At 74.3% G+C, this 20,428-nt stretch carries 22 protein-coding genes, 1 tRNA gene and 1 pseudogene; 11 read left to right on the top strand and 13 right to left on the bottom strand.

The annotated features are described in order from the left end of the window. Nucleotides 1-50: 50 nt before the first annotated feature. Nucleotides 51-617 (bottom strand): bacterial proteasome activator family protein, encoded by a 567-nt coding sequence (locus tag OG774_RS19200; RefSeq protein ID WP_442873890.1) that lies wholly within the window; start codon nucleotides 615-617, stop codon nucleotides 51-53. A 109-nt stretch (nucleotides 618-726) separates the two neighbouring features. Between OG774_RS19200 and OG774_RS19195 the strand changes: the two genes are divergently transcribed. Next, nucleotides 727-1,944: a cysteine desulfurase-like protein gene (locus tag OG774_RS19195; protein WP_328303343.1), complete on the top strand. Its 1,218-nt coding sequence runs from the start codon at nucleotides 727-729 to the stop codon at nucleotides 1,942-1,944. A 164-nt stretch (nucleotides 1,945-2,108) separates the two neighbouring features. Here the strand turns inward: OG774_RS19195 and OG774_RS19190 are convergent, their stop codons facing one another. Next, on the bottom strand, nucleotides 2,109-3,119 hold the full coding sequence (locus tag OG774_RS19190) for an NAD(P)H-quinone oxidoreductase (RefSeq protein WP_328303341.1): 1,011 nt from the start codon (nucleotides 3,117-3,119) through the stop codon (nucleotides 2,109-2,111). A 43-nt stretch (nucleotides 3,120-3,162) separates the two neighbouring features. Here OG774_RS19190 and OG774_RS19185 point away from each other — a divergent pair, with 43 nt between their 5' ends. Both OG774_RS19185 and OG774_RS19180 read left to right on the top strand, forming a co-directional pair. Continuing rightward, nucleotides 3,163-3,630 carry a MarR family winged helix-turn-helix transcriptional regulator gene (locus tag OG774_RS19185; RefSeq protein WP_328303339.1) on the top strand — a complete coding sequence of 156 codons (468 nt, stop codon included), beginning with the start codon at nucleotides 3,163-3,165 and terminating at the stop codon, nucleotides 3,628-3,630. 19 nt (nucleotides 3,631-3,649) lie between these two features. Beyond that, nucleotides 3,650-3,734 (top strand) — tRNA-Ser (locus tag OG774_RS19180). Between the two features lie 112 nt (nucleotides 3,735-3,846). Here the strand turns inward: OG774_RS19180 and OG774_RS19175 are convergent. Both OG774_RS19175 and OG774_RS19170 read right to left on the bottom strand, forming a co-directional pair. Next, nucleotides 3,847-4,215, bottom strand: a complete 369-nt coding sequence (locus tag OG774_RS19175) for a hypothetical protein (protein ID WP_328303337.1) — start codon at nucleotides 4,213-4,215, stop codon at nucleotides 3,847-3,849. Nucleotides 4,216-4,219: 4 nt separating this feature from the next. Next, nucleotides 4,220-4,822, bottom strand: coding sequence for a GyrI-like domain-containing protein (locus OG774_RS19170; protein WP_328303335.1), 603 nt, complete (start codon nucleotides 4,820-4,822; stop codon nucleotides 4,220-4,222). A 68-nt stretch (nucleotides 4,823-4,890) separates the two neighbouring features. Between OG774_RS19170 and OG774_RS19165 the strand changes: the two genes are divergently transcribed. Beyond that, entirely contained in the window at nucleotides 4,891-5,382 is a 492-nt protein-coding gene (locus OG774_RS19165) for an Rrf2 family transcriptional regulator (protein ID WP_328303333.1), read from the top strand. On the opposite strand, the gene OG774_RS19160 is transcribed toward OG774_RS19165, so the two are convergent. Next, on the bottom strand, nucleotides 5,383-6,255 hold the full coding sequence (locus OG774_RS19160) for an SDR family NAD(P)-dependent oxidoreductase (RefSeq protein ID WP_328303331.1): 873 nt from the start codon (nucleotides 6,253-6,255) through the stop codon (nucleotides 5,383-5,385). It abuts the gene before it with no gap. Between the two features lie 73 nt (nucleotides 6,256-6,328). Here OG774_RS19160 and OG774_RS19155 point away from each other — a divergent pair, with 73 nt between their 5' ends. After that, nucleotides 6,329-6,919, top strand: a complete 591-nt coding sequence (locus tag OG774_RS19155; RefSeq protein WP_328303329.1) for a TetR/AcrR family transcriptional regulator — start codon at nucleotides 6,329-6,331, stop codon at nucleotides 6,917-6,919. Between the two features lie 23 nt (nucleotides 6,920-6,942). Then, complete coding sequence (locus tag OG774_RS19150; protein WP_328303327.1) at nucleotides 6,943-7,575, top strand: SRPBCC family protein; 633 nt, start codon at nucleotides 6,943-6,945, stop codon at nucleotides 7,573-7,575. Here the strand turns inward: OG774_RS19150 and OG774_RS19145 are convergent. From OG774_RS19145 to OG774_RS19120, 6 genes are all read right to left on the bottom strand, one after another. Next, complete coding sequence (locus OG774_RS19145; RefSeq protein ID WP_328303325.1) at nucleotides 7,559-8,017, bottom strand: VOC family protein; 459 nt, start codon at nucleotides 8,015-8,017, stop codon at nucleotides 7,559-7,561. The two genes, OG774_RS19150 and OG774_RS19145, sit on opposite strands and share 17 nt — an antisense overlap. An 85-nt stretch (nucleotides 8,018-8,102) precedes the next feature. Then, nucleotides 8,103-9,119, bottom strand: a complete 1,017-nt coding sequence (locus OG774_RS19140) for an NAD-dependent epimerase/dehydratase family protein (RefSeq protein WP_328303323.1) — start codon at nucleotides 9,117-9,119, stop codon at nucleotides 8,103-8,105. Beyond that, entirely contained in the window at nucleotides 9,116-10,765 is a 1,650-nt protein-coding gene (locus OG774_RS19135; RefSeq protein WP_328303321.1) for a fatty acid CoA ligase family protein, read from the bottom strand. Before OG774_RS19135 ends, OG774_RS19140 begins: the two co-directional genes overlap by 4 nt. Then, entirely contained in the window at nucleotides 10,762-11,679 is a 918-nt protein-coding gene (locus OG774_RS19130; protein WP_328303319.1) for an alpha/beta fold hydrolase, read from the bottom strand. The genes OG774_RS19135 and OG774_RS19130 overlap by 4 nt, the downstream gene beginning before the upstream one ends. Beyond that, nucleotides 11,676-12,653 (bottom strand): 3-oxoacyl-ACP synthase III, encoded by a 978-nt coding sequence (locus tag OG774_RS19125; RefSeq protein WP_328303317.1) that lies wholly within the window; start codon nucleotides 12,651-12,653, stop codon nucleotides 11,676-11,678. The genes OG774_RS19130 and OG774_RS19125 overlap by 4 nt, the downstream gene beginning before the upstream one ends. 316 nt (nucleotides 12,654-12,969) lie before the next feature. Then, nucleotides 12,970-13,161 (bottom strand): hypothetical protein, encoded by a 192-nt coding sequence (locus OG774_RS19120; RefSeq protein WP_328303315.1) that lies wholly within the window; start codon nucleotides 13,159-13,161, stop codon nucleotides 12,970-12,972. A gap of 122 nt (nucleotides 13,162-13,283) precedes the next feature. Here OG774_RS19120 and OG774_RS19115 point away from each other — a divergent pair, with 122 nt between their 5' ends. Further along, nucleotides 13,284-14,099, top strand: a complete 816-nt coding sequence (locus tag OG774_RS19115; protein ID WP_328303314.1) for a PIG-L deacetylase family protein — start codon at nucleotides 13,284-13,286, stop codon at nucleotides 14,097-14,099. 7 nt (nucleotides 14,100-14,106) lie between these two features. Here the strand turns inward: OG774_RS19115 and OG774_RS19110 are convergent, their stop codons facing one another. Next, nucleotides 14,107-14,784 carry a DUF1990 family protein gene (locus OG774_RS19110; protein ID WP_328303312.1) on the bottom strand — a complete coding sequence of 226 codons (678 nt, stop codon included), beginning with the start codon at nucleotides 14,782-14,784 and terminating at the stop codon, nucleotides 14,107-14,109. A 79-nt stretch (nucleotides 14,785-14,863) separates the two neighbouring features. On the opposite strand from OG774_RS19110, the gene OG774_RS19105 reads away from it, so the two are divergent. Both OG774_RS19105 and OG774_RS19100 read left to right on the top strand, forming a co-directional pair. Continuing rightward, the gene (locus OG774_RS19105) at nucleotides 14,864-15,613 is read left to right on the top strand and encodes a DUF1990 family protein (RefSeq protein ID WP_328303310.1); all 750 of its coding nucleotides are present in this window, start codon (nucleotides 14,864-14,866) and stop codon (nucleotides 15,611-15,613) included. Nucleotides 15,614-15,681: 68 nt separating this feature from the next. Continuing rightward, nucleotides 15,682-16,644: pseudogene (locus OG774_RS19100) on the top strand (acyltransferase family protein); the annotation flags it as partial. A 59-nt stretch (nucleotides 16,645-16,703) separates the two neighbouring features. On the opposite strand, the gene hisC reads toward OG774_RS19100, so the two are convergent. Continuing rightward, nucleotides 16,704-17,756, bottom strand: a complete 1,053-nt coding sequence (gene hisC, locus OG774_RS19095) for a histidinol-phosphate transaminase (RefSeq protein WP_328303308.1) — start codon at nucleotides 17,754-17,756, stop codon at nucleotides 16,704-16,706. A gap of 88 nt (nucleotides 17,757-17,844) precedes the next feature. Here hisC and OG774_RS19090 point away from each other — a divergent pair, with 88 nt between their 5' ends. Beyond that, nucleotides 17,845-18,597 (top strand): dienelactone hydrolase family protein, encoded by a 753-nt coding sequence (locus OG774_RS19090; protein ID WP_328303306.1) that lies wholly within the window; start codon nucleotides 17,845-17,847, stop codon nucleotides 18,595-18,597. Nucleotides 18,598-18,679: 82 nt separating this feature from the next. Next, complete coding sequence (locus tag OG774_RS19085) at nucleotides 18,680-20,410, top strand: phosphatidylglycerol lysyltransferase domain-containing protein (protein WP_442873889.1); 1,731 nt, start codon at nucleotides 18,680-18,682, stop codon at nucleotides 20,408-20,410. The last annotated feature ends 18 nt before the right edge of the window (nucleotides 20,411-20,428 follow it).

Genomic DNA, 20,428 nt, shown 5'->3' with positions numbered 1-20,428 from the left:
CGTCGGGGGTGCGGCTCCGCGTCCCGGCAGGGGCGTGCCGACCTCCCGGCTCAGAGGTACTGGCCCGTGGTGCCCATGCCCGCCGCCGCGCCCGACGACCCGGCCGGCAGTCCCTTGCGCATCTGCTCGAGCTGCACCCGGGCGGCCATCTGCTGGGCGACCAGCGCGGTCTGGATCCCGTGGAACAGCCCCTCGAGCCAGCCGACGAGCTGGGCCTGGGCGACGCGCAGCTCACCGGCCGAGGGCGGCTCGTCGGCGGCGAACGGCTCGACGAGGCGGGCGAGCTCCTCGCGCAGCTCGGGCGAGAGCGCCGTCTCGAGCTCGCGCAGCGACGAGGCGTGGATCTCGCGCAGGCGCCCGCGGCTGGCGTCGTCGAGGTCGGTCCCGCGGACCTCCTCGAGCAGCTGCTTGATCATCATGCCGATGCGCATGACCTTCGCGGGCTCCTCGACGGCCCCGGAGAGATCCTCGCTCTCGCCGTCCTGGGCAGAGCCCTCCACGACCTCGCCGTCGCCGTCCTCACCGCCCGGCATCCGCACGGTGCCGACCGGCTGGCCGTCGGGTCCGACGACCATGACCTGGTCGCCCGCACTGGGTCCGGAGGGTGCGTCGCTCATGCTCCCCATCCTCCACCCGTCGGCGCGCAGCGCCCGTCCGGCGCCCCTGAGCGTCTCCTGAGCAGACCACCGTCGCCGCCCGCAACACTGCTCCGTACCCTCCGAAAGCATGACGTTCGACGTCGCCAGGGTCCGCGGGCTGGTGCCCGCGCTGGGTGACGGATGGGCGCACCTCGACGGCCCGACGGGCATGCAGGTCCCCGAACAGGTGGCGACGGCGGTGTCGTCGGCCCTGCGCGCGCCCGTCTCGCGTCCCGGCGGGGTGTTCCCGGCGTCCCTGCGCGGTGGCGCCATCGTCGAGGCCGCCCGGCGCGCGGTGGGCGACCTCGTGGGCGCCGACCCCAAGGGCGTCGTCCTCGGCCCCGGGCCCGCGCCGCTGATCGAACGCCTCGCCGACGCCCTCGGGTCCGAGTGGAGCCTGGGCGACGAGGTCGTGGTCTCGCGGCTCGACGACCTCGCGAACGTCGCCCCGTGGGAGCGCGCGGCGCAGCGCGCCGGCGGGCGCGTGCTCACCGCCGAGATCGACGTCGAGACCTGCGAGCTGCCGAGCTGGCAGTACGACGAGCTGCTGGGCGAGCGCACGCGGGTCGTCGCCGTCACGGCCGCGTGCCCGGCGATCGGCACCCGCACCGAGGTCGCGGCCATCGCGCGCAAGGTGCACGCCCTGCCCGCGCGGAGCACGGGCGTCGAGCCGCTGCTGGTCGTCGACGCCACCGCTGCGGCGCCCTACCTGCCGCTCGACCTGGACACGATGGGTGCCGACGTCATGGTGCTCTCGGCCGCCGCGTGGGGCGGGCCGCCGGTGGGCGCGCTGGTGTTCCGTACGCCCGACCTGCTCGACCGCCTGCCCGCCGCATCCCTCGACGCCGCGGCCCGCGGCCCCGAGCGCCTCGAGGTCGGCGACGCCCCCTGGGCCCTGCTCGCCGGGCTCGTCGCGTCGATCGACTACCTCGCCGAGCTCGACGACAACGCCGACGGCCCGCGCCGCGACAAGGTGCTCACCTCGATGAGCTCGGTCCGCACCCACCAGGACGACCTCACCGCGTACCTCGTCTCCGAGCTGCGCTTCCTGCCCGGCGTGATGGTCATCGGCGAGCCCCCGCGCCGGATCCCCGTCGTCGCGTTCACCGTCGCCGGGCGCACCGCGCGCGAGGTCGCCGAGCGGGTCGCCGAGCACGGCGTCTGCGTCGTCACCGACACCGGCGACTCGGGGGCCCTCGAGGTGCTCGGGGGCGCGGAGGTCGGCGGCGTCGTGCGGGTCGGGCTCGCGCACTACAGCACCCGCGCCGAGATCGACACGCTGGTGAGTGCGCTCGCGCGGCTCTGACGCTCGGCCCGCGCGCTCGGCTGCGGTGTTGGAGCGAGGGTCACCCTCGCTGCGTGGGACGCAGGTGAGGCGTCCCTCGCTGCTCGGGGGCCAGCCGCCCGTGGTGGAGCGAGGGTCACCCTCACTGCGTGGGACGCAGCTGAGGCGTCCCTCGCTCCCACCCGTCAGCCGCCCAGCACCCCGTCCTCGTCGCGCACGACCAGGATCAGCTTGCCGACGACCCCGCCCTCGTCGAGCGCGGCGTGGGCCCGCGACGCCTCGGCGACCGGCAGGTACTCGTGCACCACGGGGCGCACCGCCCCCTGCTCCACGAGCGGCCACAGGCTCTCGCGCACCGCCGACACGATCGCGCCCTTGCCGTCGGGGCCCTCGACGGCGCGGCCGCGGAGGTTGGTGGCGCCGACGCTGAGGCGCTTGGTGAGCAGCGTCGCGAGGTTGATCTCGGTCTTCGGCCCGCCCATCAGCCCGATGATCACGAGGCGGCCGCCGGTGGCGAGCGAGGCCAGGTTCGCCTTGAGCCCCGAGGCACCCATGTTGTCGAGGATGACGTCGACGCCGCGATCGTCGGTGGCGCTCGCGACCTCGGTGGGCAGGTCGTCGTGGTAGTCGATCGCGAGGTCCGCGCCCAGGTCGAGGCAGGTCTGGAGCCGCTCGGGCGACCCCGCCGTGGCGAGCACGTGCGCGCCGAGTGCCTTGCCGACCTGGATGGCGTGGGTGCCGATGCCCCCGGTCCCGCCGTGCACGAGCAGCGTCTCGCCCTCGCTCAGGTGTCCGGTCATCGCGAGGTTCGACCACACCGTGCAGGCCACCTCGGGCAGCCCGCCCGCCTGGGTCAGCGAGACCCCGCGCGGGACGGGCAGCAGCTGGGGCACGGGGACGACGACCTTCTCGGCGTAACCGCCGCCCGCGAGCAGCGCGCACACCTCGTCGCCCACGGCCCAGCCGTCGACGTCGGGACCGAGCGCGGCGATGCGTCCCGAGCACTCGAGGCCCGGGACCTCCGACGCCCCGGGCGGCGGCGGGTACATCCCCTGGCGCTGCATCACGTCGGCGCGGTTGACCGCGGTCGCGACGACGTCGACGACGACCTCGTTCGGCCCGGGCTCGGGATCGGGGTGCTCGGTCCATTCGAGGACCTCGGGGCCGCCGGGCTCACGGATGCTGATCGCGTACACGACACGCGACGCTAGCGGGCCTCGCCCGCAGTATCCTGGGCGGATGGCGGAGCAGGAACCGCGCTGGCTCGACCCCGTCGAGTGGCACGCGTGGCGCAACTACATCGCGGGGCAGGCGCTGCTCGCGGGCCGCCTCAACCGCGAGCTGTCGGACGCCCACGGCATCTCGCTGGCCGACTACGAGATCCTCGTGCGGCTCTCCGAGCAGCAGGACCACCGGATGCGGATGAGCCTGCTCGCCGACGAGGTGGTGGCGTCGAAGTCCCGCCTCTCCCACCAGGTGTCCCGCCTCGAGGCCGACGACCTCGTGCGCCGCGAGCTCTGCCCCTCCGACGGCCGGGGCGTGTTCGCCGTCCTGACCGCCCACGGCTACGACGTCCTCCAGCGCGCCGCACCCGATCACCTCGAGGGCGTGCGGGCCCACTTCGTCGACCTGCTCGACGACCACGAGCGCCGCGTCATCGGCGACGTGTTCGAGCGTGTGGTGACCAAGCTGCGCGCCGACAGCTGATCGTCCTACCCTGGCCCGCGGAAGCGTGGCAGAGCGGCCGATTGCATCCGCCTTGAAAGCGGACGTCACGCAAGTGACCGGGGGTTCGAATCCCCCCGCTTCCGCAATTGAGAGCGGCCACCGGAGTGCGCAGAATCAGCTCGTGATCGCGCGCACCCCGTCATCAGGCGCCCGTCGCCCGGCTCCTTCGGTGCGGAGCTCGCGGCCACGCCTCTCTCAGCCGCCCTTCACGGCGTCCGCGAGTCCTCGTCCTACCGTGTCCATCGTCGCCTCGAAGGCCGCGGGCAGGTCGACGCCGAGGCGGTCGGCGAGGACGAAGGCCCACCACACGCACTCGGCGAGCTTGTGGCGCAGCTCGGCGTCGACGTCGCCGTCGATGTCCCAGGTCCCCTCGGCGGCGAGGACGAGGCGACCGACATGGGCCGCGTCGTTGGTGAACCCGACGGCCAGTTCCGGAGTGGTCCACGTCCGGCCGAGCAGGCGGTGTTCGAGGGTCTCGTAGAGATCGCGCACCTCTCGGGCGCGGTCACGCGCGGACGCGAGGTCGGTGTTGGTCGCAGCTGCGTCGTTCGTCTCGGTCGACATGGATTCAGCCGACGCTGACGGGGTCGCGCAGGATGGTGCGCAGGTTCTCCTGCGGTGTGTCCGGACCGAAGTCGTCGAGATGGATCTCGTGGTGCGGCCCACTGCGTCGCAGGCCCCGCTCGTGCGCGAACGCTCCGAGGTCGGCGAGGCTGCGGTCCTCGGAGGCGAAGGGACCGTGGTGCATGAGCTGGACGACGGTGCGCTCGGGCAGGGAGAACACCTCGAACTCGTCGCCGGCGTCCACGGTGCTGGTCGCGGCCCGACAGGCCGCTGCGATGTCCTCGGTCGGGGTGCCGTCGGGGACACGCCCGAGCACTCGGTACTGCAGGTCGTCGGTCGGGTTGACCCAGTAGAAGTCGGCGATCTCCACGGGCTGGGCGGTCTCGGGGAACCAGTAGAGGAGCTCGACGACGGTCGGGTCGTGGTCGCCGGGCAGAGCGCGCGCGACGTCGCTGACGAGCCTCTTCTTGCGGTAGAAGGCTTCGGTGCCGGGACGTCCGCTTCCGGTGACGGAGACGAAGGTGGCGGCGGGAGCGCGCACGAGCTCGGGAGCGCCGGCGGCATCGAGATGCGCCCCGGCGCGGACCGTCGTGTCAGACGTGGCCATCGGCCCTCCTTGATGTAACTGGATTGGTTCGCTATTTATATCGTAAGTGATCCGGTTACAGTCAAGGGGTGAGTGCGAACGCCCGGATGACCACGGCGGTGCACGTGCTGACCTGGATCGCGTTCGACCGGCGCGGCACCGACAAGGAGGTCGCGACCTCGCAACGCATCGCGACCAGCGTGAACACCAACCCGGTCGTGATCCGCCGCATCCTGGGAGAACTGCGCGAATCCGGGCTGGTCCGGGCGGTCCGGGGTCGCGGCGGCGGGTGGGTGCTGACCCGGGACCCTGCCGAGATCACCCTGCTCGACGTGTACGAGGCGCTGGGCTCCGAGCCCATCTTCGGGAAGCACGCCGCGCCGCCGGACGCCGAGTGCTACGTGGGCCACGGCATCGTGACGACACTCGGCGAGGTGTACGACGAGGCCACGCGGAAGATGGAGCAGGTCCTCGCCGGCACCAGCATTCGAGAGGTGCTCCGGCGCAGCCTCGCCGACTTCCCGGAGCTGTGGGAGTCCCAGGGCTTCGCCCCGTCAACGCCGGCGACACCGACGACCTGATCACGAAGCCCTGGCCGCCGCACTCCGATCGGGCGCGTCGACGAGCTCCCGCGCCGCGGCGAGCAGGCCGTCCTGGTACTCCGGGTCCGCGGCGCGCGCCGACCGGTCGCCGAAGCCCCGGTGGTGCGCCACGACGCCACCGGAGGGGCCGGCCGGGTTGAGGACGAGGCTCGCGAGCGTCGCGCCCGACCGCTCGGACGTCACGGCGAACGGCACGAAGGCCGTGACACCCCGCCCCACGGTCCGGAAGATCTGCTGCTGCCACGCGGGACGGTCGCGGGCGAGGCCCGTGTCGGTCATCAGGCCCGGGTCGTAGCAGGTCCAGAAGGTGTCGGGGTACGCGCGGGCGTACGCCCCGATGAGCGCGGTGGTGTGCAGCTTCGAGGTGCTGTAGCGCTGCGGGCCGCTCTCGGCCGCCGCCTCGCCCCGGGCCAGCGCGCCGAGGTCGAGGTCCTCCACCGGATCGGGGACGAACGGGATCTCGCCCGGCAGATGGGTGCCCGAGCCGAGGAGGACGACCTCCCTCGGCGGGTTCGGACCGGCCATCAGGGCGTCGAGCAGCACCACATGGCCGAGGACGTTGATCGCCAGCGTCTCCTCGACGCCGTCCGCGGTGAACGTCGGCGCCCCGGCGAACTGCACGCCGGCGTTGGCGACCACCGCGTCGAGCGCGGGTAGCTCCGCGGCCACGTCGCGGACGTGGGACGGGCGGGCGAGATCGAGGACGACCGGCGTGCCGCCGATCTCCCCGGCGACCCGGGTGACGGCCGCGGGGTCGCGCCCGCTGACGACGACGTCGGCGCCGCGGCGGGCGAGGGTGCGAGCGGTGGCCAGGCCCAGACCGCGGGTGGCTCCGGTGATGAGAACGCGCATGTCGTCAACGTAGTGGCACGACGTGCCATATGGCAACGTATGCCAGATGGCGTCGCGTGCCATACTCGCTCCCGTGAGCAGGCCCGACGTCCCGACGCTGCGCGAGGTCAAGCGGCGGCGCACGCGGGAGGCCATCGTGGCCGCGGCGACGAACCTGTTCGACGAGTACGGGTACGACGCGGTGACGGTCGCGGCGGTGGCCGAGGCGGCCGAGGTCGGTCAGCGCACGCTCTACCGCCACTTCGCCGACAAGGAGGACTTCCTCTTCGCCGAGGACGACGCCCTCCACGACGCGATGACGCGGGCGGCGGCGTCCGCGCCCCCCGGGTGCACCCCGCTCGCCGTCATCTCCTGCGCGGCCCGAGCGGCCGCCGAACTCCTCGAGCCCGACCGCGAGATGCTGGTCCGGCGTGCGCGGGTGATCGCGCGGACGCCCGCGCTCCGGGCGCGCGAGGGTCTGAAGCACGACGCGCTCCAGCGGCTCGTCGTCGCCGAGCTGGAGAGCCGCGGCTACTCGCGGGAGCCCGCACGGCTCATCGCCGGCATCGGGATCGCCTGCGTCGGCGAGGCCCTCACCCGCTGGCTCGAGCACCCGGGCGGCGGCACCCTCACCGAGGCCCTCGACGCGGTGGAGGCCGAGGTCTGCTCGCTCAACCCGGCTTGACTTATATAAGCGACGACTCAAGGATGACGGCCGTGGACATCCGCCGCGAGATCGACGCGACCCACCGTCGGCTCGGCACGCGCGAGCGGGAGACCGGCACCGCGCGCCTCGTCGCCCTCTCCCGCACGTACCCGACCGACGTCGAGGACCTCTGGGCGGCCTGCACCGACCCAGCCCGGCTCGCGCGGTGGTTCCTGCCCGTCCACGGCGACCTGCACATCGGCGGTCGCTACCAGCTCGAGGGCCAGGCCGGCGGGACGATCACCGCCTGCGACGCCCCGCACGCGCTCGACGCGACGTGGGAGCACGGCGGCGAGGTCAGCTGGATCGAGCTCCGGCTGAGCCCCGACGGGGACGGCACCCGGCTCGACCTCACGCACGTCTTCCACACCGACGACGAGCACTGGCCCCGCTACGGCCCCGCCGCCAACGGGATCGGGTGGGACCTGGGGCTGGTCGGCCTCGCCTGGCACCTCGACGACGGCGGGACCCCGCACGGCGAGTCCGAGGAGTGGGCCACCTCGCCCGAGGGCGTCGCGTTCCTGACGGCCGTCGGCGAGGCCTGGGTGCCGGTGACCATCGACGCCGGCCTCGACCCCGACGACGCGAAGGCCCGCGCCGACCGCACCATCGCCTTCTTCACCGGGGCCGAGTAGCTCCGCCGATCTCCTCGGCCAGGGCGACGATGATGCCGCTCGGTCCGCGCAGATAGCAGAGCAGGAACACGTCCTCGTACGGCGCGATCTCGCCGACGAGCTCGCCCCCGTGGGCCTTCATCCGCGTCACGGTGTCGTGGATGTCGTCGACGGCGAACATCAGGCGACGCAGGCCCTGGGTGTTCGCCGGCGCGCTCGGCTCGGCGGTCGTCGCCACGGGCCGGTGGAACTGCGTGAGCTCCAGTCGGCCGTGCCCGTCGGGGGTCGCCACGAAGGCGATCTCCACGTGGACGTCGTCGAGCCCGACCACTCGGTCCACCCACGCGCCCTCGACCGACTCCGCGCCGCCCACCCGCTCCATGCCCAGCTCGACGAAGAAGGCGACGGCGGCCTCGAGGTCGTCGACGACGACACCGACGTGGTCCATCCGCTTGATCGACATGTGGCTCCCCGCAGGTCCCGCGGCCCGTCGTGGCCGCTCGTACCCCGGGGACGGAGCCGGCCGCCGGTTCTCGACAGCCCCGGACTCAGCCGGCCAGCGAGATCGCCAGGCGGGCGAACCCCTCGTCGAGGTCGACCTGCGGCGCGTAGCCCAGGTCGCGACGGGCGGCGGAGATGTCGAACCAGTGCTCGGTGGCGAGCTGGCGGGCGAGGAAGCGGGTCATCGGTGGCTCGCCGGGGTCGGCGATCCAGCCCCGCGCGGACGCGATGCCGAGGCCCCGCCAGACGGTCTCCACCGCCGCGCCTGCGGCCACCGCCACGGGGCGGGGCACCGTGACCCGGACCGGCCCCAGCCCGCCGGCGGCGAGGATGCCGTCGACGAGCTCGCGGACCGGTCGCGGGTCGCCGGAGGTCACGAAGTAGGGCCGACCCGCGCAGGCCGCGCCAGGGGCCGCGAGCGCGTCGGCCGCGTCGAGGTGGGCGCGCGCCGCGTCGTCGATGTAGGTCGTGTCGATGACCGCGGACCCGTCCCCGACCAGCGCGAGGCGCCCGGCCCGCGCCCGGGCGAGGATGCGCGGGACGAGCTGGGTGTCGCCCGGGCCCCAGACGAGGTGCGGCCGCAGGGCCGTCGTGGCCAGGGCGGGGCCGTTCGCGGCGAGCACCAGACGCTCGGCCTCGGCCTTCGTGCGCGGGTACGCCGAGTCGAAGTGCGTGGCGTACGGGAGGGACTCGTGGCCGCCGGCGATGTCGCCGCCGGTGTGCACGACGCTCGGCGTGCTGGTGAAGACGAACCGCCCGACGCCCGCCTCGCGGCAGGCGGCGAGCAGCGCGCGGGTGCCCTCGACGTTGCTGCGGTGGAAGTCGGCGTCGGTGCCCCAGATGCCGGCCTTCGCGGCGACGTGGAACACGACGTCCTGACCGGTGATCGCCTCGCGGGCGGCCCCGAGGTCCGCAAGGTCGCCGCGCAGTACCCGGACGCCCCGGTCGGCGAGCGCCGGGTAGCAACCGCGAGCGAGGCTCGTGACCTCGTCGCCGCGGGCCAGCAGCGCGTCGACGACCGCACCGCCGAGGAAGCCGCCCCCGCCGGTGACCAGCGCCTTCACGACAGCTCCCCGGCAGCCCAGCGCCCGAGAGCCTCGCGGTCGATCTTGGAGTTGTGCCGCGGATCGACGGGCAGCGCGCGGTGGGGCAGGACGGTGCGCACGGAGCGGGTCCGCGCGTCGGACGCGGCGACGGCGAGCAGGCGCTCCCGCACGTCGTCGGTCAGGCGGGCGCCGTCGGTCAGCTCGACCACGAACACGGGCTCGCGGACGGGCCCCGAGCCGACACCGACCAGCGCGCTGCGGCGCACGGCGGGGTCGTGGTTGAGGACCTCCTCGCACGGCACGCTGTAGAGCGGGCCGTCGGCGGTCGGCACCACGTGCGTGACCCGCCCGGCGAACCACAGCCGCCCCGCGTCGTCGAGCGACGCGAGGTCGCCCATCCGGTGCGCGAGCCGTCCATCCCAGTCGAGCTTCGCGGCCGCCGTCGCCTCCGGGCGCTCGGCGTAGGCGCGGCTCACGACGGGTCCGCGGACGACGACCTCGCCGACCTCGCCGTCGGGCACCCGCATCTCCGGCGTCAGCGCGGCGACCGGACCGTCGGTGACGCGCATCAGCGCGACGTCGACGCCGGGCACCGGGCGGCCGACGCAGATCCCGTCGTCGGGCAGGCCGAGCAGCTCGTCGCTGCCGATCGTCGCGACGGGCAGGGCCTCGGTCGCGCCGTACGGCGTGTGCACCTGCGCGCCCGGGGCGAGCAGGGCGAGCACGCGGCGCTGGACGCCGCGCGGCACCGGTGCGCCCGCCGAGATCACGGTGCGCAGCGTCGGCAGCAGCGTGCCGTCCGGGGCGCCGCGCCCGAGGCGGTCGAGGACGGCCGGCGACCCGAACATGACCGTTGCGCCGGTGCGTTCCACCGCACGGACGAGACGGCCGGGGACGACGCGTGCCGGGCGGGTCGGGTCCATGCGCGGGACGACCGTCGTCATCCCGAGCGCGGGCCCGAACAGCGCGAACGGCGGGAACGTCGCGAGGCTGACGTCGCCGGGCCCGAGGCCGTAGAGCCCGCCCACGAGCCCGGCCTGGGCGAGCAGGCCCTCGTCGCGGTGCTCGACGCCCTTGGGCGCTCCGGTGCTGCCGCTGGTGAACAGGATCGCCGCCGGGTCGCCCGCGGGGCGCTCGGCGACGAGCGGCATCCGCGGGGCGCGGGCCCCGGTCCGCTCGAGGCGTCGCAGCGCGATCGTCCCCGGGATCGGCGCCGGGCCGGTGCAGATCGCGATCCGTGCGTCCGGGCACCACCCGAGCGCCCGCCGCGCGAGGTGGCCGCGCGGGACGGCGATGAACGCCTCGGGCGCCGCCTCGTTGAGGCAGCTGCGCACGCGGCGCAGCCCGATGCCCGGATCGACGACGACGGGCACCGCGCGCACCCGCATCAGCGCGTAGGCGATCACGAAGAAGTCGGCGGTCGGGGGTACGAGCAGCGCGGTCCGCGTGCCCGGACCGATCCCGGCCGCGCGCAGACCGGCGGCGACGTCGTCGACCCGGCGGGCGAGCTCGGCGAACGTCACCCGCCGGGTGGCGCGCCCGCCGAGCCGGGACTCGAACACCCCGAGGCCCGGCCGGGGCAGGACGAGCGCCGCGGCGTCCGGACGGGACCGCGCGTGCTCGTCGAGCAGCGCGTCGAGGGTGGCGGCGTCGACGACCGTCATGCGGGCTCCGCCGACGGCACCGCCAGGAAGGCGCCGACCCGTTCGACGATCGGGCCGGGGACGTCCTCCAGGACGTAGTGGCCGGCGTCGGGGTAGCGGTGCACCTCGGCGTGGGGGAGGCGCTGCTCGAGGCGGACGAGGATGTCGCCGTCGAACACCGGGTCCTTCATCCCCCAGTGCACCTGCACGGGCAGGGTGTCGAGCACGGCGAGGCGCTCGTCGAGCCGCTCGAGCACCGGGTGCGCCGGGTCGTCGGGGCCGAGCGGGATGTCCTGCACGAAGGCGTGGACGGCGACGCGGTCCTCCGGGCGGGCGTAGGGCGCGAGCAGCCCGCGGCGTGCCTCGCGCGGCAGCCACTTCTGACCCGTGCCCATCACGAGGGCACCGAGGGAGAACGCGTTGAGGCGCCGCACGAGCACGTCGCTGACCACCGGCAGGCGGGCCGCGCGCAGCATCCACGGCAGCCCGTGGTCGTCGGGCAGCGGGAACGCGCCGGTGTTGAGGACGACGATCCGGTCCACGGAGCCGGGGTGGTCGGCGGCCCAGGACAGCCCGATCGGCCCGCCCCAGTCGTGCACCACCAGCGAGATCGGGCGGCTCAGCCCGAGGGCGTCGACGAACGCCGTGAGGTCCTCGACGCGGCGGGCGAGGGTGTGCGGGTAGTCGTCGAGCGCCGGCTTGTCCGAGCGGCCCATCCCGATGTGGTCGGGCGCGATCACCCGGCGCCCGAGGCCCGGGAGGCTGCGCAGCAGCGAGCGGTAGTAGAACGACCAGGTCGGGTTGCCGTGCACGAGCAGCACCGGCGGCGCGTCCGGGTCGCCCTCGTCGACGTAGGACATCACGTGCCCGTTGACCTCGACGGTCTTCGGGGCGAAGGGGTAGCCGTCGAGCTCGACGGTCGCGGCGGCGGTCACCAGGCCACCTCCGCGGCGGCGGCGTTGATGCCGCTGCCGACGCCCATGAGCATGACCCGGGAGCCCTCGGTGACGGTGCCGTCCTCGACGGCCTTGCTCAGCACCGTCGGGACCCCGGCGGGGCCGATGTTGCCGAAGCGCGGGAAGAGCGACGGGAAGCGCTCGATCGGCAGGCCCATCTGGTCGGCCACCGCGCGGGTGTGGACCTTGCTGACCTGGTGCAGGCAGTACGTGTCGTAGCCCTCGGCGTCCCAGTCGAACGCCGCGACGGCCTCCTTCCACGTGCGCCCGCCGAGCTCCATGCCGGCCATCAGCAGGCCCTTCGTGTCGGTGCGCATCTCGTCGGCCTGCCCGATGCACAGCCCGGAGTTGCCGGCCGTGGACGCGCGGCCGAGCCCGCCGAGGTAACGGTGCCCGCCCGGTCCGTCGGCGCGCGAGAGCACCATCCCGACAGACCCCGAGCCGACGGTCAGCGTGGCGAACTGCTCGTGGAACATCGCCCGTGACGCGTCCGGGCCGGAGAGCCGCGCGACCGTCGACTCCATCGCGAACCGGCTGGTCTCGCCGGCGACGACGAGACCGTGGTCGATCTCGCCGGCCTCGATCATCGTCGACACCACGTTCATGCCGTCGAGGAATCCGAGGCACGCGTTCCCGAGATCGAAGTTCACGGCCTCGGGCGACAGTTCCATGCGGCCGTGGACGATGCTCGCCGTCGACGGCTCGAGGTGGTCGCGGCTCACCGAGGTGTTGATCAGCGCGCCGATGTCCTCGCGGGCGACCCCGCTGCGGGCGAGGGCCTCCTCGCCGGCCTGCGCGGCGACCTCGCTGGGCATCGTCCCCTCGTCCCAGACGCGGCGCTCGCGGATGCCCGCGAGCTTCTCCAGCAGGCCGTTGCTGATCTTGAGGCGCCCGAACGCCTCCGCGAGCCGCTCCTCGAGGTCGGCGGAGGTGACGACGTGGGGGGCATCCACGTGCGCCAGGCCCCGGATGGCGACATCGGTGTACCTCTTGGTCGCTCGCATGTCATCAGAATGCGTGAGATCGGGATTCCCCGTCGGATTGCGCGCGGATTCCTGAATGCGCTACTTTCGGTCACACGAACCCGGGTAACAGGAACGCGCTGTCCGGTGCTGAGCCGAACGGATCAGTTCGGCGTCGCGACTGTCCGAGGAATGCGGCGATATCCGGAATCGGCGCAAAATACACGCTTCCTGCGATTCTCGGTGGGGCGCGACGTGCGACGTTCGCCGCAGTCGCCGAGCGGTCGGTTGTGCCCTACCGGTGCGTTCACCCGTCGTCCCGGTGCTCGCGGAGGTCCTCGAGGATCGCGTCCTCGCGCTCCTTCGGGGGCCGGGCACGGCCCTGGTCGGGCCGCTCGGGGAGGGGCGCGAGGCTCCGCCGGAGCTCGGGCTCCATGGCGTCCTCGACCGCGTCCGCCAGCCGGTCGGGTGGATCGTCGTCGCGCTCCTGTGCGGACATGCGTGGCCCTCCCGGCGCCGGCAGCGGCTGGGGATGCCCGGTCGTCCCCACGACGAAGCAGGGCCCACGATCTAGCCTTCGGTGCCCCAGCCGCCGCCCAGCCGCCGCCCCGGGAGCGCCCCGTGCCCACCGTCGTCCACGTCTCGCCGCACCCCGACGACGAGAGCCTCGGCGCGCCCTGCACCCTGCTGTCCCTCCGGGATCTCGGCTGGCGCGTCGTCAACGTGGCGGCGGGCCTCGGCCGTCCCGCGGACCAGGAGCGGCGGCGCGCCGAGCTCGCGGCCGCGCTGCGCGTCGCCGGGTTCACCCATGAGGAGTCGCCGTCGCTGCCGGGGCTCTCCCGCGGCGACGACCACGCCCGTGCCCGCCGGGTCCTGACCCGCGAGCTGGCCGGGATCGTCGAGCGCCACGACGCCGAGCTCGTGATCGGCCCGCACCCCCGCGACGGCCACCACGGCCACGAGACCGTCGCGCGGGCGATCCGACAGCTGGTGTGGACCTCGAGGCGCCCGCTGACCTGGTGGATGTGGCCGCTCTGGACCGATCTCCCGCGTCCCACGCTGATGGTCCCGTGCGGCGAGGACCACCTGCGCACCAGCGCACGGATGCTCGATCAGCACGCGGGCGAGAACGACCGCAACGACTACCGGGCGCTGCAGACGTCGATCCGCGCCGCCGACGCCGTCCGCGGCGTCGAGACCGTGTTCGGTTTCGGTAGCGCGCGGGGCGACGCGGCGTCGGTGACCTCCGCCGAGCTGCTCACGGAGGTCACCGCGCACCGGCACCACTGGTTCGTCGGCCGGCCGCGGATGTTCGGCCAGCCCGGGGAGTGGGCGCCGCTCGACGACCTGTCGATCCTGAGCTCCGCCCGGCTGCGGCCGCTCTACCGGCCGTGGTTGCTCGACGTGTCCGCGCGCCTGCGTCCCCCCGGCCGGTGACGGCGCGTCAGCTCGACGGCGCCACCACCACGTCGCCGGGTCCGATCCGGTCGGGCACCGGGCGCTCGGCCCCCGCGTACACCTCCGCGACCAGCCGGGCGAGGCGTCGGCCCGCCTTCGAGTAGAACCGCGTCTGCGTCCAGCGGCCGAAGACACCGAAGCCGAGGGCGATCACGGGGTTCCGGATGCGGGCGCGGCTTGAGACGCCGGTGATGACGAACTCCACGCGCCCGGTGTCGAGGTTCTTGACCACCTCGTAGATCAGCCGCCCGCGCTCGAGGTGGTGCTCGAGCGTCCGGTAGCTCCAGCCCCACGAGCGTTCGCGGGTGCCGTCGGCGCGGTCGCGGACCTCGTCGACCTCGACGTCGACGCGCACGCCCATCGGGAAGCGCAGGACGACGAACCGGCCCTCCAGCAGCATGTCCCGGCCGACCAGCGGCGCGTCGGCGTGGAAGTACGCGCGCATGATCTTCGGGTCGGCGAACTCGTAGTCGTGCACGAGCCGGCGCGCGATGTCGAACGGCCCGCCCGGCACGGGCTCGCCGGGCTCCTCGTCGCCGAGGAGATGGCGTTCGCGATCGTGGTGCCAGCCGCGGCCGTCGGTGTCCGCGGGGTCGTAGTTGATGTCGTAGGCCGCGATGTCGCGCAGGCCTCGGGCGGGGTCGGGGTGGGGACTGAGCCTCACGGGCCGGTCCTCACGCGGCCGGTCCTCGAGCGGTGGTCCTCACGGGTGGTCCTCACAGGGCGGGTCCTCACGACGGCGCATGCTGTCAGCGCCCGACGGCTACCCGCTCGGGGTGCCCCGACGCCTCCTGAGCCACCGCCCGCCGATCGGACGCCTCCGGCGTGCCTGGGGGGCGGCGGTCATGGCCGTCCGCCACCTGCGGACGCTGCCGATCACCGAGCGGCACCGGGCCGAGGGCGACGCCACCGACCTGCCCGCGCCCTGGCCGCTCGGCCTGGTCGATCGCCGGACGAAGACCGTCGCCGACGGCCACGGCCCGCTGTACCACCGCACGTTCACGGTGCGCGCCGTCGACGCGACGCACGGCGCCGCGGAGCTGATCGAGACGCTGTCGCAGGACCTCGACCGCGCGGTCCCGCCGCACGTCGTCACGTTCGCCCGCGAGCGCGGGGAGCCCGGCACGATGCGCGTCGGCGACGAGTACCGGGTGTACATGCCGGCGCCGTGGGACGGCCCCGTGCGGGTGCTGTCGCGCAACGCCTCCGGGTTCCGCCTCGGGACGCTCGACGGGCACCTCGAGGCCGGCGTCATCGAGTTCCGCGCCGCCGACGACGGAGCGGGCGTCGTCGAGTTCACGATCGAGGCCTGGGCGCGGGCGGGGGACCGCGGGGCCGAGATCGTCTACCGTCGGCTCGCGATCGGTCGCGAGATCCAGGCCGGGCTCTGGCTGCAGTTCTGCCTCGGTGCCGTGCGTCTCACCGGAGGGCGCCGCGACGGGCCGGTGTGCGACGTCACGCGCCGTGTCCCCGCCTCCGAGCTGCGGGCCTGACGAACCTCAGGTCCGCCGTGGTGTCGTCTCAGCCCCTCCTCAGGAGGCGTTCCTAGCGTCCGGTCGCGATGAGCCGATCTCGCCAGCTGAGCTGGGACGTGCTGCGCGTCGCCGCCGTGGCGAGTGTGGTCGTCCAGCACGCCACGTACACCGTCAGCGACGTGCTGCCGTGGGTGACGCCCACGCCCTTCACCTGGAGCATCCAGGCGGGCGCCAACACGCTGATGGTCGTCTCGGCGTACTTCGTCTGCGTCACGCTCGCGACGCGTCCGCCCGCACGCTGGTGGGCCGACCGGCTCGCCCGGCTCCTGCCCGCGTACGCCGTCGCCGTCGTCGTCACCTACCTCGCGACCCTCTACGCGGCGCAGTACGGCTACTGGCGCCCCAGTGGTCGCGACCTCATCGGCAACCTCCTGCTGCTGCAGGGCTGGGACTCGCGCGTCACCTACATCGACCACTCCTACTGGACGCTGCCCGCCCAGCTGACGATGTTCACCCTCGCCGCGGTGGCGGCCGCGTGGCTGGGCCGCGACGTCTGGCGGCGCCGGTGGACGCTGCCGGCCGTGGCCTGGACCGTGATCGTCCTGCCCGTCGTCGTGATGCGGACGGCCCCGCCGGACGGCGTCGTCGCCTCGGCGTTCGAGGGCTTCGTGATGTACCGCTGGCAGGTCTTCGGGATCGGGCTCGCCGTGTGGCTCTGGTCGCGCGGCCGCGTGAGCGCCCCGCACCTCGCCGCCCTCGTCGTCACCGGGCTCGCCGCCGAGTACGTCCACACGCCCGACCTGCCGTCGGTGCTGGTGCTCGCGGTCGCCGTCGGGGGGATCACCGCGGCGGCCGCCGGCCGTGACTGGAGCGTCCTGCGGGTCGGCGCGCTCCCGCGCGTCGTCACCTGGCTCGCCGGGCTGTCCTACGGCATCTACCTGGTGAACCAGCAGATCGGCTACTTCGTCGCCTGGGGTCTCGAGGCGCGCTTCGGCGTCCAGGGCTGGCCGCGGCTGGCTCTCGTGGTGGCGGTCGCCGTGGTGCTCGGCTGGGCGCTCACCGTGCTCGTCGAGCGCCCGGTGCACCGCTGGCTGGTGCGGCGGCCCCCTCAGCGCGGGAACGAGCCGGCGGCCGAGAGGAAGAGGTCGACCTCCTCGGAGGTCCCGGCGCTGACCCGCACACCGTCGCCCGCGAACGCGCGGACGACCACCTTGTTCTCCAGCGCGTGCTCGGAGAACTCGGTCGCCCGGTCGCCCAGCGGGAGCCAGACGAAGTTGGCCTGCGACGGCGGCACCTCGTACCCGAGGGTGCGCAGTTCCGAGGTCATCCGCCCGACCTCCGCGACCGCGCCAGCGCAGTCGGCGAGCAGCTCGTCGAGGCTGTCCAGCGCCGCCAGTGCGGCGGCCTGCGCGGGCGCGGAGACCGCGAACGGCACCGAGACCCCGCGCAGGGCCGCGGCCAGCTCGGGCGGCGCGACGGCGTAGCCCACCCGCAGGCCGGCGAGACGGTGGGCCTTCGAGAACGTCCGCAGCACGCAGATGTTGTCGAACTCCTCGGCGAGCGCCAGGCCGTCCGGGACCCGCGCGTCGCTGACGAACTCGCGGTAGGCCTCGTCGAGCACCACCAGGACGTCGGACGGCACGCGCGCGAGGAAGGCCCGCAGCGCGTCCTCGTCGACGGCGGTGCCCGTGGGGTTGTTCGGGTTGCAGACGAAGACCAGGCGCGTTCGGTCGGTGATCGCGTCGGCCATGGCGTCGAGGTCGTGGACGTGGCCCGCGGTGAGCGGCACCCGGACGGCCCGCGCGTGGCCCGTCAGGGCGACGATCGGATAGGCCTCGAACGACCGCCAGGCGAACACGACCTCGTCGCCGGGCGCGCACACCGACTGCACGAGCTGCCCGCACAGGGCGACCGACCCGCAGCCGACCGCGATGCGGGCCGGGTCGATGCCGTGGTGCTCGGCGAGCCGGGCGGTGAGGGTGGTCACGGCGATGTCGGGATAGCGGTTGCCGGCCTCCGCGGCCCGCGCGATCGCGTCGAGCACGGCGGGCAGCGGCGGCAGCGGCATCTCGTTGCTCGCGAGCTTCACCGCGCCGGGCACGGTGCGTCCCGCCACGTAGGTGGGGAGGGCGGCGAGGTCGTCACGGAGTCGCACGGGCACGACGACCACGGTAGACGGCGTCGCCGGGGCACCTCGTGATCGACGAGGTCCGCGGGACGGGACTCGCGGGACGTGGAAGGCTGAGGGGATGACGGGGACGCGCACGGAGACCATCCCCCTGGTCGACGAGACGCAGCTGAGGTTGACGATCGGCGAGCCCGAGGGCGCCGTCCGGGGCGGGGTCGTCGTGCTGCACGAATCGCGTGGCGTCACCTCGCGGACGCAGGCGATCGTCGAGGCCCTCGCCGGGGAGGGGTGGCTGGCCGTCGCCCCGCACCTCTACCACCGCGACGACCCCGGGATCGACGAGCAGACCGGCGAGGACGAGGCCGTCGACCGCGCCGTCGCGGCGATCACCGGGGAGTCGGTGCTCGCGGACTCCGACGCCGCCTTCGGCGTGCTCGCCGACCGCGGCGTCTCCTCCGACCGGATGGCGGTCCTCGGCTTCGACCTCGGCGCCACCGCCGCCCTCGTCGTCGCCGCGCAGCGCTCGCTCGGTGCGGTGATCACGGTCTCGGCGGCCGGCGTCGCGTCCCCGCTGGCCGAGGGCCTGCCCCGGCTGCTCGACGTGGTCGGCGAGCTGACCTGCCCGTGGCTCGGTCTCTACGGCGAGCGGGGCGATCCCGTCGACCCCGCCGACGTCGACCGGCTCCGCGAGGCCGCCCACGCCTCCGGCCGCGTCGTCGACGTCGTCGTCTACCCCTCGCGCGAGCACCGTTTCGACGCCGACGAGCACGCCGCCGTCCAGCCGGATCCCCTCGACGAGGGGAACTCGGAGGAGGCGACCAAGATGGAGGCGCGCAGCCGGGTCCTGAACTGGTTGGACGCGCACTTGCGCTGAAGTCCGCGTGAGCGATCATCCGTGTCACGGGCACGGAGAGGTGCTCACACGACCGGAGGTCTCATTGGCGTCGGGGGTGCAGGTGGATCGCCCCACCGCGGCGGCCGCCGAGGGGCGCTTCGCCCGCTGGCGGGGGCGGCGCACCGCGCGGGTCGTCACGTGGGCGGCGCGCGTCGCCGGGCTCCTGACGATCCTGTCGCTGCTCACGCCCCTGCTGCGCCGGCGCCTGCAGCCCGCGACCTGGTTCGGGCTGCCGCCCGAGGTCCCGCTGGTCGGCTCCGTCGTCGTCGCGACCCTCGGCGTCGGGCTGATGATGCTGGCCACCGGCCTGCGACGCCGCAAGCGCCGGGCGTGGCAGCTGGCCGTCGTGGCGTGCGTCCTGCTGGTCGTCTCGCACGTCGTCGGCCGCCACGCGCTCGTCCCGACCGTCGTCGTCCTCGTGCTGCTCGTCGGGCTGCTGCTCACCCGCCGCGAGTTCACGGCCCTGCCCGATCCCGTCGGGCCGCTGGCCGCGGTGCGGGTCGTCGTCCAGATGCTCCTCGGTGGGTTCGTCGTCGTCGCGCTGTTGCTGATGGTGCGGCCGTCGCTGCTCGAGGGCCGGCCGTCGACGGGGGAGATCCTGGCGCAGTCGGCGCTCTCGCTGGTCGGGGTCAGCGGGCCCGTGCAGTTCCGGGTCACCTGGTTCGACGACCTGACCGCGGTCCTCGGCCTGACGTTCGGCATCGCCGCGCTCGTGCTCGGCGGCTACTTCCTGCTGCGCTCCGCGGAGCCCCGCCGCACGCTGACCGACGACGACGCCCAGCGCATCCGGGCCCTGCTCGCGCGCCACGGCCGCGCCGACTCGCTGGGCTACTTCGCGCTGCGGCCCGACAAGGCCGTGGTGTTCTCGCCGTCGGGCAAGGCCGCGGTGCCCCACCGGGTCGTGGCCGGGGTGGCGCTGGCGTCGGGCGACCCGCTCGGTGACGTCGAGGCCTGGCCGGGCGCGATCACCGAGTTCCTCGCCAGCTGCCGGCGCTACGGTTGGGTGCCCGCAGTGCTCGGCTGCTCCGAGGCCGGCGCGCGGGTGTGGGCGCGCGAGGGCGGGCTCGACGCCCTGGAGCTCGGCGACGAGGCCGTCGTCGACGTCGCGACGTTCTCGCTGCAGGGCCGCTCGATGCGCACGGTGCGCCAGGCCGTCTCGCGCGTCCGGCGCGCCGGCTACGACACCACCGTGCGGCGCCTGTCCGACATCCCCGCCGACGAGCTCGAGCAGCTGCGCGAGCTCGTCGCCCGCTGGCGTGGCAGCCCGGCCGAGCGGGGCTTCTCGATGGCGCTCTCGCGCACCGCCGACGCCGCGGCCGACCCCGACGCCGTGCTGGTCGTCGCCACCGCCGAGGGGGAGACGCGCGGGCTGCTCCAGTTCGTGCCGTGGGGCTCGGACGGCCTGTCGCTCGACGTCATGGTCCGCGACCCCGCGGTGCCCGACAACGGCCTCAACGAGCTGCTCATCGCCGACCTCCTGGGCGCCTGCCGGGGCCTCGAGGTCGACCGGGTCTCGCTGAACTTCGCGGTCTTCCGCTCGGCGCTCGAGCGCGGCGAGAAGATCGGTGCCGGGCCCGTCGCGCGCCTCTGGGCCCGCCTGCTGCGCACCGCGTCGCGCTGGTGGCAGATCGAGACGCTCTACCGCTTCAACGCCCGCTTCGGGCCCGTCTGGGTCCCGCGCTACCTCGTCTTCGACGCCGTGCGCGACCTGCCCCGCATCGCCGTCGCCGCCTTCGAGGCCGAGGGCTACGGCGGCCGCCCGCCGGCGATGCTGCGACTGCTACGGCGCTGACCCCTGTCGCAGCGAACG

Source organism: Actinomycetospora sp. NBC_00405, assembly GCF_036044095.1.
GTDB lineage: Bacteria > Actinomycetota > Actinomycetes > Mycobacteriales > Pseudonocardiaceae > Actinomycetospora > Actinomycetospora callitridis.
Note: the sequence above shows the minus strand (reverse complement) of the source record. Positions and strands in the feature narration are given on the sequence as shown.